Origin of the sequence: Streptomyces cyaneofuscatus (assembly GCF_033109485.1) — a bacterium.
Classification (GTDB): Bacteria; Actinomycetota; Actinomycetes; order Streptomycetales; family Streptomycetaceae; genus Streptomyces; species Streptomyces cyaneofuscatus.
Map to the genome: position 1 here is coordinate 6,517,481 of NZ_CP137002.1, position 14,270 is coordinate 6,531,750.

General features: G+C 73.7%; 14 protein-coding genes. 9 read left to right on the forward strand and 5 right to left on the reverse strand.

All coding sequences use genetic code 11. The features are described 5' to 3' along the window. Positions 1-16 precede the first annotated feature (16 nt). From R2B67_RS28670 to R2B67_RS28680, 3 genes are all read left to right on the forward strand, one after another. A complete protein-coding gene (locus tag R2B67_RS28670) occupies positions 17-955 on the forward strand; it encodes a PAC2 family protein (protein WP_317822092.1) in 939 nt (312 codons plus the stop codon). Positions 956-1,020: 65 nt separating this feature from the next. Next, entirely contained in the window at positions 1,021-1,626 is a 606-nt protein-coding gene (coaE, locus tag R2B67_RS28675) for a dephospho-CoA kinase (protein ID WP_109977276.1), read from the forward strand. 81 nt (positions 1,627-1,707) lie between these two features. Next, positions 1,708-2,076 (forward strand): tetratricopeptide repeat protein, encoded by a 369-nt coding sequence (locus tag R2B67_RS28680; protein ID WP_018512109.1) that lies wholly within the window; start codon positions 1,708-1,710, stop codon positions 2,074-2,076. Between the two features lie 88 nt (positions 2,077-2,164). Here R2B67_RS28680 and R2B67_RS28685 read toward each other — a convergent pair whose 3' ends face one another. After that, positions 2,165-2,473: a DUF6343 family protein gene (locus tag R2B67_RS28685; RefSeq protein WP_043185009.1), complete on the reverse strand. Its 309-nt coding sequence runs from the start codon at positions 2,471-2,473 to the stop codon at positions 2,165-2,167. An 81-nt stretch (positions 2,474-2,554) separates the two neighbouring features. Here R2B67_RS28685 and R2B67_RS28690 point away from each other — a divergent pair, with 81 nt between their 5' ends. Next, positions 2,555-3,253, forward strand: coding sequence for a class I SAM-dependent methyltransferase (locus R2B67_RS28690; RefSeq protein WP_317822096.1), 699 nt, complete (start codon positions 2,555-2,557; stop codon positions 3,251-3,253). A 57-nt stretch (positions 3,254-3,310) separates the two neighbouring features. Here the strand turns inward: R2B67_RS28690 and R2B67_RS28695 are convergent, their stop codons facing one another. Further along, on the reverse strand, positions 3,311-3,667 hold the full coding sequence (locus R2B67_RS28695) for a hypothetical protein (protein ID WP_076967538.1): 357 nt from the start codon (positions 3,665-3,667) through the stop codon (positions 3,311-3,313). Between the two features lie 368 nt (positions 3,668-4,035). On the opposite strand from R2B67_RS28695, the gene R2B67_RS28700 reads away from it, so the two are divergent. Genes R2B67_RS28700 through R2B67_RS28710 form a run of 3 tightly spaced genes read left to right on the forward strand, consistent with a single transcriptional unit; the run spans position 4,036 to position 9,270 of the window. Further along, the gene (locus R2B67_RS28700) at positions 4,036-7,116 is read left to right on the forward strand and encodes an SCO1167/SCO6262 family helicase (RefSeq protein ID WP_317822098.1); all 3,081 of its coding nucleotides are present in this window, start codon (positions 4,036-4,038) and stop codon (positions 7,114-7,116) included. Positions 7,117-7,124: 8 nt separating this feature from the next. Beyond that, positions 7,125-8,495 (forward strand): SWIM zinc finger family protein, encoded by a 1,371-nt coding sequence (locus R2B67_RS28705; RefSeq protein ID WP_317822099.1) that lies wholly within the window; start codon positions 7,125-7,127, stop codon positions 8,493-8,495. Between the two features lie 43 nt (positions 8,496-8,538). Further along, complete coding sequence (locus tag R2B67_RS28710; protein WP_109977272.1) at positions 8,539-9,270, forward strand: DUF7873 family protein; 732 nt, start codon at positions 8,539-8,541, stop codon at positions 9,268-9,270. 462 nt (positions 9,271-9,732) lie between these two features. Here the strand turns inward: R2B67_RS28710 and R2B67_RS28715 are convergent, their stop codons facing one another. Beyond that, complete coding sequence (locus tag R2B67_RS28715; protein WP_161267944.1) at positions 9,733-10,944, reverse strand: pyridoxal phosphate-dependent aminotransferase; 1,212 nt, start codon at positions 10,942-10,944, stop codon at positions 9,733-9,735. Between the two features lie 86 nt (positions 10,945-11,030). On the opposite strand from R2B67_RS28715, the gene R2B67_RS28720 reads away from it, so the two are divergent. Both R2B67_RS28720 and R2B67_RS28725 read left to right on the forward strand, forming a co-directional pair. Next, on the forward strand, positions 11,031-11,696 hold the full coding sequence (locus R2B67_RS28720) for an HxlR-like winged helix-turn-helix transcriptional regulator (RefSeq protein WP_317822101.1): 666 nt from the start codon (positions 11,031-11,033) through the stop codon (positions 11,694-11,696). A gap of 24 nt (positions 11,697-11,720) precedes the next feature. Then, entirely contained in the window at positions 11,721-12,365 is a 645-nt protein-coding gene (locus tag R2B67_RS28725) for a nucleoside/nucleotide kinase family protein (protein ID WP_317822102.1), read from the forward strand. On the opposite strand, the gene R2B67_RS28730 is transcribed toward R2B67_RS28725, so the two are convergent. Both R2B67_RS28730 and R2B67_RS28735 read right to left on the reverse strand, forming a co-directional pair. Beyond that, entirely contained in the window at positions 12,362-13,279 is a 918-nt protein-coding gene (locus R2B67_RS28730) for a carbohydrate kinase family protein (RefSeq protein WP_317822103.1), read from the reverse strand. The genes R2B67_RS28725 and R2B67_RS28730 overlap by 4 nt on opposite strands. Next, entirely contained in the window at positions 13,276-14,208 is a 933-nt protein-coding gene (locus R2B67_RS28735; RefSeq protein WP_317822105.1) for a pseudouridine-5'-phosphate glycosidase, read from the reverse strand. Before R2B67_RS28735 ends, R2B67_RS28730 begins: the two co-directional genes overlap by 4 nt. Between the last annotated feature and the right edge of the window lie 62 nt (positions 14,209-14,270).

Below are 14,270 nucleotides of genomic sequence, written 5' to 3' on the forward strand. Positions count from 1 at the left end.
AGGAGGAGCGGTAACCGTGCCTGATCCGCAGAGTTTGTACGAATGGGAGCCGAAGGGGCTGGCCGTCGTCGACATGGCGCTGGCCCAGGAGTCGGCCGGCCTGGTCATGCTCTACCACTTCGACGGATACATCGACGCGGGCGAGACCGGCGAGCAGATCGTCGACGGCCTGCTCGAAACGCTGCCCCACCAGGTCGTGGCCCGCTTCGACCACGACCGGCTCATCGACTACCGCGCGCGGCGCCCCCTGCTGACCTTCCGGCGCGACCGCTGGACGTCCTTCGAGGCCCCGACCCTGGAGGTCCGGGTCGTCCAGGACGCCACCGGAGCGCCCTTCCTGCTGCTGTCGGGCCCGGAGCCGGACGTGGAGTGGGAGCGGTTCGCCGCCGCCGTCGAGCAGATCGTCGAGCGCCTCGGCGTCCGCCTCACGGTCAACTTCCACGGCATCCCCATGGGCGTCCCGCACACCCGCCCCGTCGGCATCACCCCGCACGGCAACCGCACCGACCTGATGCCGGGTCACCGCAGCCCCTTCGACGAGGCCCAGGTCCCCGGTTCGGCGGAATCCCTCGTCGAGTACCGGCTGATGGAGTCCGGCCACGACGTCCTCGGGGTCGCCACCCACGTCCCGCACTACGTCGCCCGGTCCGCCTACCCGGACGCGGCCCTGACCGCGCTGGAGGCGATCACCGCCGCGACCGGCCTGGTCCTGCCCGCGCTCGCGCACTCCCTGCGCACCGAGGCGCACCGCACCCAGACCGAGATCGACCGGCAGATCGGCCAGGGCGACGAGGAGCTCGTCTCCCTCGTCGAGGGCCTTGAGCACCAGTACGACGCCGTCGCCGGCTCCGAGACCCGCGGCAACCTCGTCGCCGAGCCGGTCGACCTGCCGTCCGCCGACGAGATCGGCCGCGAGTTCGAGCGCTTCCTGGCCGAGCGGGAGGGCGACGGCTGAGCCGCCGGGCCATCGAGCGGGAGGGCGGCCGCCGCGTGTGTCGGCAGGACCCGTAGGCTGCGGCCATGCTGAAAGTGGGCCTGACCGGCGGGATCGGCGCCGGCAAGAGCGAAGTGTCGCGGCGACTCGTCGAGTACGGTGCCGTGCTGATCGACTCCGACCGGATCGCGCGCGAGGTCGTGGAGCCCGGAACTCCCGGTCTCGCGGCCGTGGTCGAGGAATTCGGGCCGGACGTCCTGGCCGCCGACGGCACCCTGGACCGCCCGGCGCTCGGTGCGATCGTCTTCGCCGACCCGGACCGCCGGGCCGCGCTGAACGCGATCGTCCACCCCCTGGTCGGCGCCCGCGCCGCCGAGCTGGAGCGGGAGGCGGGTGCGGACGCCGTCGTCATCCACGACGTACCGCTGCTGGCCGAGAACGGCCTCGCCCCCCTCTACGACCTGGTCGTCGTCGTGGACGCGTCCCCCGAGACCCAGCTCGACCGGCTGGTGAACGTCCGCGGGATGACCGAGTCCGACGCGCGCGCCCGGATGGCCGCCCAGGCGACCCGCGAGGAGCGCCTCGCCGTCGCCGATCTGACCGTCGACAACGACGGGCCGCTGGAGGCGCTGGAGCCGCAGGTCCGCGGGGTCTGGGAGGAGCTCCTCCGCAGGGCCGCCGCCACCGGCTGACCCCCGTACCCGAATACCCGGACGGAATACCCGCTCCCGGGCGGATGTTGGAAACCCGGAAGCGAAGGGAAGGATGCGACCGTGCCCGAGAGCAACCCGGAAACCCATGTCATCGACTTCCGCGCGGCCGAGCAACTGCTCGACGCCCGGGACCCCCGGGGCGCGGTCAAACTCCTCGACTCGGTGATCGCCGCCCACCCGGAGAACACCGCCGCCCGGCTGCTGCGGGCCCGCGCCTTTTTCGCCGCCGCCCAACTGCGCCCGGCCGAGCTGGAGTTCGAGCTGGTGCTGGAGCGTGAGCCGGACAACGCGTTCGCCCACCACGCGCTGGCCCGCACCTTCGAGCGGGCGGGCCGCCCGGAAGCGGCGATGCGCCACTTCCGGCTCGCGGCGGCGCTGGATCCCAGGCCGGAATACCTGAAGGCCGCCAGGTTCGACACGGGGGAGTGAGCGCCGGAGGCCTTACGGCGGTCCCGAGGCCCTCCGACGGTCCCGAAGCCCTACGGCGGTCCCGAAGCCCTACGACGGTCTCGAAGCCCTACGGCGGTTTCGTACCGTCCCCCGGGTCCGGCCTGCGCCACTGCGGGCGCCCGCCCCGGTCCGGTTCGTACGGGGGCACATCCCGGCCCGGCTGGTAGTGCGCCCCCTGGCGCATGCGGTGGATCACCACACCGAGGTCCAGAAGCGTGAGGGCCAGGAGCACCGCGCATGCCGCCGCCCAGCCCACCCGCCCGACCAGCAAGAACGCAACCAGGCCGAAGAGCGCCCAGAACGTCCCCCAGAGACTCAGCCAGAGCCGCATCCGCAGCGGACTGCGGGCGGTCGCGGGCTCACTACCGGTACGCATGGCGATCACCTCACCCCTCCAGCATGGACCCGTGGGACCCTCGGCGGGAACCAGGGCCGCCGGGCGGACCGTTGGTCCTTCATGGGTGAATCACTGGTACGTGAGGGGTATGCCGGGACGGGGCCGGGGGCCATCACCCCGGACGGGTGCGCCGTCGAGCTCTACCGGCGGCTGGCCGTCGGCGACGAGCCGGACGTGATCGCGTCGGTCGCCCCCGCCGGCGCGAGCATTCTCGAACTGGGCTGCGGGGCGGGCCGGGTGACGCACCCGCTCGTCGAGCGCGGTTTCACGGTGACGGCGGTGGACGAGTCGCCTCAGATGCTGGAGCAGATCGTCGGCGCCCGGACGGTGCGCAGCCCCATCGAGACGCTGGACCTCGGCGCCGAGCGCTTCGACGTCGTGCTGCTCGGCTCGTTCCTGGTCCACGCGGGCGAGCACCGGGTGCGGGACGGCATGCTGCGCGTCTGCCGCAGGCAGGTGAAGGACGACGGGATCGTCCTCATCCAGCGCGAGGGCGTCGCGCACCGCTCCGGGCTGCCGTGGGAGCGGGTCGACCGGTCCGGCTGCCGCATCCGTATCGTCTCGGCGGAGCCGGTGGGGGACGGCGTGCGCTCGGTGCGCGCCGAGTACGACTTCGGTGACGCCCGGTGGACGCAGACGTTCCGGTCGCGGGAGCTGTCCGACGATCAGCTCGCCGGACACCTGGCGGCGGCGGGGCTGGCGGTGGACTGCACCCTCACCGACGACGGCACATGGCTGCTGGCCCGGCCCATGTCCTGACGCCCGGCCCATGCCCCGACGTACGGGCTCCGCCTGTGGCCCCGCCCGGTGAATGGCTCAGTGCACGAAGGTGTAGCTGCGCCAGGGCGGGCCGCTCTCGGGCGCCACATCGCTGAACCGGGTGGCCACATAGGCGGTGCCCTGACCTGTGCAGTCGCGGGTCGGGTAGAGGACGATGTCGACCAGCGTGCCGTTCTCGACCTCGCGGGCACCGGCCGGCGACAGCCGGTGGCAGCCGCGCACGGAGGGGCTGTTCACCTGCACCACCGCCTCGCGGTCGGTGTGGTAGGTCACCGGGCCGACGGCGGTGCGGCCGAGACCGGAGCAGCCCGAGACGGTGAGGGCGAGGAGCGAGGCTGCGGCGACGGCGCCGAGACGGCGTCGGCGGCGGGGATCGGGCGCGGTCACGGACATGGGCGGGTCCTCGTCTGCTCGTCCGGCGCTCGTCCGGCTCACACCGGTGCTCGTCCGGTTCTCATCGGTACGTCTCCGGCCCTCATCGGTGCGCCGGGGAGACGTGCTGGCGCTGGCCACCCTGCCCGCTCCCCACCGCCCCGGCATTTCGTGCGCCGCCGACCGGGCGAGGGACGGGCGATGCGGCAGACCGTTCGCCCGTCACGGGGCGTAACGGGTGCCGGGCCGGTCCCGCGCCCCCCGTATGCCGCTCTGAGCTGCGGTGACGCGGCAGGGGGAGGGGTTGTCAGACCTCCCGCCTAGACTCGCAGAGTCAGCATGAACCGTGCCGACAAGATCAGCGGACCAGGTGGGAGGGGGTGGCCGGAATGGCAGAGCCGAGGGCACAGGGCGCGCGGGACCCGCGCGCCGACGAGCCGCGCACCGCGGACGTGGGCCGCCTGCTGCGCTGTGCGGCGCTCTTCCTGCCGGGCCCGGTCCCGCGCGAGGGCCGGATCGCCTTCTGGGACCCGCACGCGGAGCCCGGTGCGCCCGCGCGTGACGGGTCCTCCTCCTTCGCCTACGCGGACAGCGGCTACGCGAACGGTCCCTCCGGGGGCAGTGCCTACGCGAACGGCGCCCACGCCGACGACCGGGCCCCGGCCGACGCCGTGCCGTACAGCGCCTCCCTGCTCACGGTCGTCCGGCGGGGCGGGGCCGCGGCCACCGGTCTCCGGACCGCCGAGGTGCCCGCCGCGCTGCTCTCCGTGGCCGACGCGCTCCCCGTCCTCGTCCGCGCCCGCCACCAGGCGTCCGCCCACCCCGCCACCCGCTGCTGGGGCGCTGCCGCGCTCCACGCCCTCCACCTGGTCGCGCGCGGCAGGCTGCTGCCCGGTCTCACGGCGGCCGGCCACGACGCCTGGCGGGCGGGCCCACGGGACGCCGAGGACATCGCACACCTGCGGGCCACCGCCGCCGCGATGCCCTCCGAGGGGTACGCGGTGCCGCTCCCGGAGCTCGATCCGCCCCGGCTCCCCGACCCGGAGGCGCTGATCGGGTCTTTCCTGGACGCGGTCGCCGACACCCTCCCGCGCACCCCCGCCGCCGCCTTCGCGATGGGCGCGCCCTTCGCCGCCCGGGAGCCCCAGCACCTGCCGCATGCCGCTGCCTGGGCCGTCGAGGTGGCCTCAGGACTGGACGCGGGGGTGCGGGTCTCGCTCCGGCTCGACCTCTCCGCCTACGAGCTGTTCGACACCGCCGACACCTACGCCGTCACGGCCTCCCGGGAAGGCCCCGACGAAGCCGCCCTGGACGCCCCCGCGCCCCCGGACGCCCCCGCGCACCCGGACGACCCTGCGGTCCGCCATGCCGCCGCGGCCGTCGTGCAGGTGCACAGCCTCGCCGACCCGACGTACGTGGTCGACGCCGCCGGCCTCTGGAACGGGCTGGCGGGCGAGCCGTTCGGGCCGCGCGCCCGGGTCGACGCGGTGCTGGCGCTGCGCCGGGCCGCCCGGGTCTGGGCCCCGCTGGAGCGGCTGCTGGACCAGCCCGTCCCCGATGTCCTCGCGATCACGGAGGACGAGCTGTACGAGCTGCTGAGCGACGCGGGGGCCCGGCTGGCCGCCGCCGGGGTCCATGTCCACTGGCCGCGCGAGCTGGCCCGTTCGCTCACTGCCGCCGCCGTCGTGCGGCCCGCGCCCGGATCGGCCACCGACGGCACCTCGTTCTTCGACGCCGAGCAGCTCTTCGCCTTCAACTGGCAGGTGTCGCTGGGCGACGAGCGGCTGACCGAGGCCGAGATGGACACCCTCGCCGAGGCCCACCGCCCGGTGGTGCGGCTGCGCGACCAGTGGGTGGTCGTCGACCCCGCCCTCGTACGGAAGGCGCGCAAGCGGGAGCTGGGGCTGCTGGACCCGGTGGACGCGCTGGCCGTCGCCCTCACCGGGAGCGCCGAGGTGGACGGGGAGCAGGTCGAGGCCGTCCCGGTCGGAGCCCTCGCCGCGCTCCGTACGCGCATCCTCTCCGAGGACGCCACGATCGCACCGCCGCCCGGTCTCGACGCCACCCTGCGCGACTACCAGCTGCGCGGTCTGGCCTGGCTGGACCGGATGACCTCGCTAGGGCTCGGCGGCTGCCTCGCCGACGACATGGGCCTCGGCAAGACGATCACCCTCATCGCCCTCCACCTGCACCGCGCGCGGAAGGCCCCCACCCTGGTGATCTGCCCCGCCTCCCTCCTCGGCAACTGGCACCGGGAGATCAACCGCTTCGCCCCCGGCGTCCCGGTCCGCCGCTTCCACGGCACCGACCGGACCCTCGGCGAGCAGGACGGCGGCTTCGTCCTCACCACGTACGGCACGATGCGGTCCAGCGCCGCCCAGCTCGCCGCGCACACCTGGGGCCTGGTCGTCGCCGACGAGGCCCAGCACGTCAAGAACCCGCACTCCTCCACCGCCAAGGCCCTGCGCACCATCCCCGCCCCGGCCAGGGTCGCCCTGACCGGCACCCCCGTGGAGAACAACCTCTCCGAGCTGTGGGCCCTGCTCGACTGGACGACCCCCGGACTGCTCGGCCCCCTCAAGGCGTTCCGGGCCCGGCACGCCCGGATCGTGGAGAACACCGGTACGGCCGCCGGCCTGGGCAACGAGGAGGCCGTCGAGCGGCTCTCCCGGCTGGTCCGCCCCTTCCTGCTCCGCCGCAAGAAGTCCGACCCCGGCATCGCCCCCGAGCTGCCGCCCAAGACGGAGACCGACCACCCCGTCTCCCTCACCCGGGAGCAGGCCACGCTGTACGAGGCGGCGGTGCGCGAGACGATGGCGCAGATCGAGGCGGCCGAGGGCATCGCCCGCCGCGGTCTCGTCATGAAGCTGCTGGCCTCGCTCAAGCAGATCTGCAACCACCCGGCGCAGTATCTGAAGGAGGAGCCCACCCGGCTCACCGGCCGCTCCGGCAAGCTCGCCCTGCTGGACGAGCTGCTCGACACGATCCTCTCCGAGGACAGCTCGGTCCTGATCTTCACCCAGTACGTGACCATGGCCAAGCTCCTCTCCGCCCACCTCGCCTCCCGCGCGATCCCCTCCCAACTCCTCCACGGCGGTACGCCGGTGGCCGAGCGGGAGCGGATGGTGGACCGCTTCCAGTCCGCCGAGGTCCCCGTCTTCCTGCTCTCCCTCAAGGCCGCCGGCACCGGGCTCAACCTGACCCGCGCCGCCCATGTCATCCACTACGACCGCTGGTGGAACCCGGCCGTGGAGGAGCAGGCCACCGACCGGGCGTACCGCATCGGGCAGACCCAGCCCGTGCAGGTCCACCGGCTCATCGCGGAGGGCACGGTGGAGGACCGGATCGCCGAGCTGCTGGAGTCCAAGCGCGCCCTCGCCGACGCGGTGCTGGGCACGGGCGAGACCGCCCTCACCGAGCTGAGCGACCGGGACCTCGCCGACCTCGTCTCGCTGCGGAGGCCCGCATGAGCCCGCGCATGAGCCCCCGATCGACGCCCGGTCCGGCCCCGCGCCCGACCACCGGCCCGGCCGCCCGGAGATCGGCCCCCCGCGCCCGCCCCGGCCCCGACGACCTGCGCCGCACCTTCGAGGCGGTGCCCGCCCGCACCTCGCCGGAGGGCGAGCCCTTCGCGGACAGCTGGTGGGGCCGCGCCTGGGTGGCCGCGCTGGAGTCCCTGTCGATGGACGAGGCCCGGCTCGCACGCGGCCGCGCGTACGCGGACGAGGGCAAGGTCGCCGCGATCACCGTCACCCCCGGCCGCGTCGTCGCCTATGTCCACGGCAGCCGCGCCCGCCCCTACCGCGCCGAGCTGCGGCTGCGCACCTTCACCGACACCGGCTGGGACACCCTGCTCGACGCGGTCGCCGCCCACCCCGGCCACCTCTCCGCGCTCCTGGCGAAGGAGATGCCGCACTCCCTGGCCGACACCGCGCGGGAGGCCGGTGTCCGGCTGCTGCCCGGCGGCGACGACCTGGACCCGAGCTGTACGTGCCCCGACCACGGCCGCCCGTGCAAGCATGTCGCCGCCCTCTGCTACCAGACCGCGCGGCTGCTCGACAGCGACCCGTTCGTCCTGCTGCTGATGCGGGGCCGGGGCGAGCGCGACCTGCTGGACGAGCTGGGCCGCCGCAACGCCGAGCACACCGCCCGCGAGCGCCCCGCCGCCCCCGCCGTCCCCTCGGTCCCGGCGGCGGCAGCCCTCGCGGACCGGTACCTGCCGCCGCTCCCGGCGCCCCTCCCCGTACCGGCGTATCCGGGTCAGCCACCGTCCTACCCGGACCTGCCGGGTGCGCGCGATCCGCTGGGCCTGGACCACCTCGCCACTGACGCCGCCGCCCGCGCCCACGCCCTCCTGACCACGGGCCGCGATCCGCTCGCCGGGCTGACCCCCTGGCAGGACGCCGTCCGGATCGCCGCCTCACGCCCGACCGCCGGGCTCACCGCCACCACCCGCGCGCTCTACCGGGAGCTCGCCCACGCCACCGGCCGCAACACCACCGACCTGGCCCGCGCGGTGGCCGCCTGGCGGCAGGGCGGCGCCGAGGGCCTCACGGTCCTGGAGACGCCCTGGGACCCCCCGGCCGGCCCCTTCGACCGGGCCAGGCCCCTGCTGGCCGCCGCCGAGTTCCCGCGCTTCACGCCCTGGCGCAACCACCTCACCCACCCGGCCGGCACGCTCCAGCTCCGCTTCGGCCACGACGCCCGCTGGTACGGCTACGAGTCCGACCCCGGCGCCGACGACTGGTGGCCCCGCGCCACCCCCGAACCCGACCCGGTCGCCGCCCTCGAAGCCCTGCTGACCGGCGACACGGTCACGGCGCCCCCCGACGACACCTACGTACGGTAAATCCTTTGGCCACGGCGCAGTTGGCACTGCTAGCGTCCTCGACGTGGCGAAACTCAATCAGATCATCGCAGTGGAGAAGGGCGTCAAGTCCAAGGCGCACCAGGACCTCACGGCAGCCCACCACGGCCTGCAGAAGGCCGGACTGCTGGCCGGGATCTCCCGGACCTACCAGCCCAAGGACGAGGAGGGTGAGCAGCTCCCGCCCGAGTCGACGCTGGTCCAGGTCAAGGCCGAGGACGTGCTGCGGGACACCGCCGCCACGCTCACCCGGCTCTTCGATGTCACCGCCACGAAGGACTGGGCGAACTGCTCGGCCCGGGCCGATGTGAAGGTCGACGGCCGGGTGCTGGTGAGCGAGGTGCCGGTGTCGTATCTGCTCTTCCTGGAGAAGCAGCTGACCGACCTCAACACCTTCATCCGCAAGCTCCCGGTGCTGGACGCCGCCGAGTCCTGGGTGCAGGACCCGTCGACGGACTCCTGGAAGACCGAGCCGGTCCGGACGCTCCGCACGAAGAAGGTGCCCCGCAACCATGTGAAGGCGGAGGCCACCGAGAAGCACCCGGCGCAGGTCGAGGTGTACTACGAGGACATCCCGATCGGGTACTGGACGACCGTCAAGTTCTCCGGGGCGCTGCCCGCGCGGCGCGTCAACGAGCTGCTGGACCGGGTCGAGAAGCTCCAGCAGGCCGTGAAGTTCGCCCGCGAGGAGGCCAACGGCGCGGACGTCACCGACCAGCGGGTGGGTGATGCGGTATTCGGTTACCTCTTCGGGTGACCGGCCTCGGTCATCTCTTCCGATGACCGACCATGGATTCCCCGGCAGCCGATCAAGGCCACCGGGGTGCGCGAGGAGCGCAAGCTGAAACTGAAGCTTGTCGTGAAGGCGCGGTTCCAGTGGAGGTTCGACTCCTCCCTCCGGCACGGGCCGGAGTAGCCCAAGCAGGCAGAGGCAGACCGCCGTCAATCTCAGACTCTTGCTCCAGACTCAGCATTCGCCGCCGATCGCCGGATCGAACGGGCCCGGGCCCGCGCGCGTCGAGATGCCGGTTCAAGTCCGGCCCGCAGAGCTTTCGATCTGCGGTGGTCCAAAGGCAGGACGCGACGACATCATGACTGACCCGGATCCTTAAACGTGCCGGCGTGCGAGATGGGCGGCACACTCAGGGCCCGGAGGCCGGCTACGCCTCCGGGCCCGCTCCCGTTTCCGGGCGCGGGGCCTTGGCGGCCTGGGGCCCACTCACTGCCGGTACCCGTTCAGGAAGCGGCCGATGCGGCTGATCGCCGCGTCGAGGTCGTCGGCGTACGGGAGGGTGAGGATGCGGAAGTGGTCCGGGCGCGGCCAGCTGAAGCCCGTGCCCTGCACCACCTGGATCTTCTCCCGCAGCAGCAGGTCCAGGACGAACTTCTCGTCGTCGACGATGGGGTGGACCTTCGGGTCGATGCGCGGGAACGCGTACAGCGCGCCCTTCGGCTTCACGCACGAGACGCCGGGGATCTCGTTCAGCCGCTCCCAGGCCCGGTCCCGCTGCTCGTGCAGCCTGCCGCCCGGCGCCACCAGCTCCCGGATGGACTGCCGGCCGCCGAGCGCGGCCTGGATGGCGTACTGCGCGGGGGCGTTGGGGCAGAGCCGCATGGAGGCCAGCATGGTGAGGCCCTCCAGATAGTTGCGGGCGTGCTGGTGCGGACCGGAGACCACCATCCAGCCGGAGCGGAACCCGGCCACCCGGTACGTCTTCGAAAGCCCGCTGAAGGTGAGGCAGACCAGGTCCGGGGCGAGGACGGCGGCGCTGTGGTGCTCGGCCCCGTCGTACAGGATCTGGTCGTAGATCTCGTCGGCGAACACCATCAGCCCGTGCCGGCGCGCGAGATCGAGGATGCCCTCCAGGATCTCGCGCGGATAGACCGCGCCGGTGGGGTTGTTCGGGTTGATGATCACGACGGCCTTGGTCCGGTCGGTGATCTTCGAGGCCATGTCGGCGAGATCCGGGTTCCAGTCGGAGCCCTCGTCGCAGATGTAGTGCACGGCCTTGCCGCCCGCGAGCGTGGTCACCGCCGTCCAGAGCGGGAAGTCGGGCGCCGGGATCAGCACCTCGTCGCCGTCCTCCAGCAACGCCTGCACGGCCATCGAGATCAGCTCGGAGACCCCGTTGCCGAGGAAGATGTCGTCCACCCCGACCTCGGTGAGCCCCATGGCCTGGTAGCGCTGGGCCACCGCCCGCCGCGCGGAGAGGATGCCGCGCGAATCGGTGTAGCCGTGGGCCTGGGGCAGCATCCGGATCATGTCCTGGACGATCTCCTCCGGCGCCTCGAAGCCGAAGAGCGCCGGGTTGCCCGTGTTGAGCCGGAGCACGCTGTGACCCGCCTCCTCCAGGGCGTTGGCGTGCTCGATGACCGGGCCCCGGATCTCGTAACAGACCTCGTTGAGCTTGCTGGACTGCCGGAACTCCATGCGGTGCCTCCCCGAGCCGAACTGCGATACTTGGTTTTACCAAGTGGGAGCTTGGAAAGTCCAACAACATGTCTAGACTGCGTCGCATGCCACGTCAGCAGCCCGCCGCCCAACGCCCCGTCAGACGCCGGAGCTACGACCAGTTCTGCGCCTCCGCCCGCGCCCTCGACTCCGTCGGCGACCGGTGGACGCTGCTGATCGTCCGCGAACTGCTCGCCGGACCCCGCCGCTACACCGACCTCCACGCCGACCTGCCGGGCGTCTCCACCGACGTCCTGGCCTCCCGCCTCAAGGACATGGAGCAGGGCGGCCTCGCCGTACGCCGCAGACTCCCGCCGCCCGCCGCCGCATCGGTCTATGAGCTGACCGAGCGGGGCCACGGCCTGCTCCCGGTCCTCGCCGCCCTCGCCGAGTGGGGAGCCCCAGCACTCGCCGAGCGCCGCCCCACCGACGCCGTACGGGCCCACTGGTTCGCCCTGCCGCTGCTGCGCGCGCTCACCGGGCTGACGCAGGAGGGCGTCCTCGAAGTCCGGCTGGTCGAGGGGGAGTTTCACGTCCGTACGGGGAGGGACGCGGCGGTGGAACTGTACGGGTTCGGTCCAGCCCCGCAGCCTGACGCCCGCATCACCCTCGACGCCGAGCTGTGCCTGGAGCTGGGGCGCGGCGATGTCACCCTCGCGGAGGCGGTGAAGGACGGGCGGATCGAGGTGGCGGGGGACGGTCCGCTCGCCGCGGAGCTGCGGGGCGGGTGAGACGGCGCCAGGGATGATGGAGGCGTGCGACTCGAAGCGATCACCTGGGAACGGCTGGCCGGCGAACTGGCCCGGCACAGCGACGGCCTGACCGCCGCCGACGGAGCCCCCTGGCTCACCCTCGGGATCGACGGCGCCCCGGCCGCCCGCACCGCTGACCTGGCGGAACGTCTCGCCGACGAGCTGAGGCTGCGCGGCCGGTCGGTGCTCGTGGTCGCCACCGAGGGGTTCCTGCGCCCGGCGAGCCTGCGGTTCGAGTACGGGAAGGAGGACCCGGACGCGTACGCCGAATCCTGGTTCGACACGGGTGCGCTCTGGCGCGAGGTGTTCGGGCCGCTGGAAGCGGGCGGCTCCGGGCGGGTGCTGCCCGACCTGTGGGACCCGGTCACCGACCGGGCCACGCGCACTCCGTACCACCCGCTGCCGGAGGGCGGCGTGGTGATCGTGCACGGGCCGCTGCTGCTGGGGCACTGGTTCCCGTTCGCGCTGAGCGTCCATGTGCGGCTCTCGCCGGGGGCATTGCGGCGGCGCACGGCGGAGGGGGAGCGGTGGACACTGCCTGCTTTCGCCCGGTACGAGGAGGAGGTGGCGCCCTCAGACGTCGCGGACGTGGTCGTGCGCGCGGACGACCCGGGCCATCCGGCGTGGTCGGGGCTGGGGAGTCTCTAGGGGCTGGACGGGCGTCCGCCCACCGTCGCGACCGCTTCGGCCCCCGCCCGGCAGCCCTCCGCCGCGGCGGCCTCGTCGTCCGCCCCGGCCAGCAGGGCCGCGAGGAACCCGCCGGTGAACGCGTCGCCCGCGCCCGTCGAGTCGACCGGGTCCAGGACCGGCCGGGCCCGGACCCGCCCCGTGACCACGCCCCCGGCGGCGACCACCGCACCCCGCTCACCCAGGGTGACAGCGACCCGTGGAAACGTACGGCTCAACTCCGCCGCCGCTTCCTCCGGTTCGGGCAGGCCGGTCAGCAGCCGGGCCTCGTCCGCGTTCGGCAGCAGCAGCTCGGCCCCCTCGGCATACTCCAGAAACCGCTTCGGCCCCAGCTCCGCCAGGAACCCGGCCGACGCCGGATCCACGCTCACCGGAACGCCTCGTTCCACGGCTGTACGCAGAGCGAGCAGCGCCGTGGCACGGCTCGCCGCGGCGAACAGGAGATAGCCGGACAGGTGCAGCCGTCCCACGCCGTCCAGCATCGAGGGCGCGAAGTCCTCGGTGGCCAGGCGCAGTACGGCCCCGCTGTCGGTGAGGAACGTCCGCTCGGCGGCGGCGTCCACCAGCGCGATGACGGTGGCGGTCGCCACCTCCGGGTCCACCGCCAGCAGCGCCCGCACCCCGGCCCGCTCCAGCGCCTCCCGGTGCCAGTCGGCGGACTCCGCGCCGGCCCGCGCCACCAGCGCCACGTCCCGGCAACCCGAACGCACGGCCCAGCACGCCACGTTGGCTCCGGCGCCGCCCGGCACGCTCAGAATGTGGGCGGCGGTGTCCGTGCCATGGACGAGCGGGGAGCCGTGCCGAGCCACGACGTCGGTGACCACCTCGCCGACCACGAGGAGCCCGCGCCCGGCCGCCGCGCCGGCGCCGTTCACCGTACGGCTGCCGCTGCGGCGATCCGCGCCGCGAGCCGCACGTTCCCGCGCACCGCCGCCAGGTTCGCCTCCAGCGACGCGCCCTCGGTCCGCCGCATCAGCTCCTCCAGCAGGAACGGGGTGACCCCCTGCCCGGCGATCCCGCGCTCCCGGCACGCGGCGAGGGCCTCTGCGAGCACCCGATCGTGCAGCGCGGGATCCAACTGGTCCTGTTCCGGTACGGGGTTGGCGACGATCAGCGCCGCTTCCGGGCCGCCCAGCGCCTCCTTCGCCCGGACCACCTCCACCACTTCCTCCGGGCTGTGCACGGTCCAGTCGACCGGCTGCCCGGAGCTGCTCAGGTAGAAGCCGGGGAAGTGGCCGGTGCCGTAACCGAGGATGCCCACCCCCAGGGTCTCCAGGCGCTGGAGCGTCGCCGGGACGTCGAGGATCGACTTCACGCCCGCGCAGACCACCGTGATCCCGGTGCGGGCGAGCAGCCGCAGATCGGCCGACTCGTCCTGGCTGTCGGCCCACTCCCGGTGTACGCCGCCGAGCCCGCCCGTGGCGAAGAAGCGCAGGCCCGCCCGCGCCGCCAGGAACGCCGTCGCGGAGACCGTCGTCGCTCCGCTCGCCCCGAGCGCGAGGGCGGGGGCGAGATCGCGGTGGCCCAGCTTCCGGACCGCCGGGTCCCCGGCCACCCGCTCCAACTGGTCCTTCTCCAGACCCACATGGGCCCGCCCGTCCAGGACGGCGATGGTGGCCGGGACCGCCCCGGCGGACCGGACGATCCCTTCCAGCTCGATGGCCACCCGGAGGTTGCGGGGGCGCGGCAGCCCGTGCGCGATGATCGTCGACTCCAGGGCCACCACGGGCAGCCCGCCGGCCAGGGCCGCGCGTACCTCGGCGGAGAGGACCGGCTCGTAGGAGGTGTCGGTGTTCTGTGGCATGCCCCCATCCCTGTCGCGGGCAGGAGGGCCGCAAACCACGGGGGGACCGGTTCCGGCCGGTC

Bases quoted from the DNA above. Each gene is read 5' to 3' on its own strand.
- coaE (WP_109977276.1), top strand. From the start codon at position 1,021: ATGCTGAAAGTGGGCCTGACCGGCGGGATCGGCGCCGGCAAGAGCGAA.
- R2B67_RS28685 (WP_043185009.1), bottom strand. From the start codon at position 2,473: ATGCGTACCGGTAGTGAGCCCGCGACCGCCCGCAGTCCGCTGCGGATG.
- R2B67_RS28690 (WP_317822096.1), top strand. From the start codon at position 2,555: ATGGGTGAATCACTGGTACGTGAGGGGTATGCCGGGACGGGGCCGGGG.
- R2B67_RS28695 (WP_076967538.1), bottom strand. From the start codon at position 3,667: ATGTCCGTGACCGCGCCCGATCCCCGCCGCCGACGCCGTCTCGGCGCC.
- R2B67_RS28700 (WP_317822098.1), top strand. From the start codon at position 4,036: ATGGCAGAGCCGAGGGCACAGGGCGCGCGGGACCCGCGCGCCGACGAG.
- R2B67_RS28705 (WP_317822099.1), top strand. From the start codon at position 7,125: ATGAGCCCCCGATCGACGCCCGGTCCGGCCCCGCGCCCGACCACCGGC.
- R2B67_RS28715 (WP_161267944.1), bottom strand. From the start codon at position 10,944: ATGGAGTTCCGGCAGTCCAGCAAGCTCAACGAGGTCTGTTACGAGATC.
- R2B67_RS28720 (WP_317822101.1), top strand. From the start codon at position 11,031: ATGCCACGTCAGCAGCCCGCCGCCCAACGCCCCGTCAGACGCCGGAGC.
- R2B67_RS28735 (WP_317822105.1), bottom strand. From the start codon at position 14,208: ATGCCACAGAACACCGACACCTCCTACGAGCCGGTCCTCTCCGCCGAG.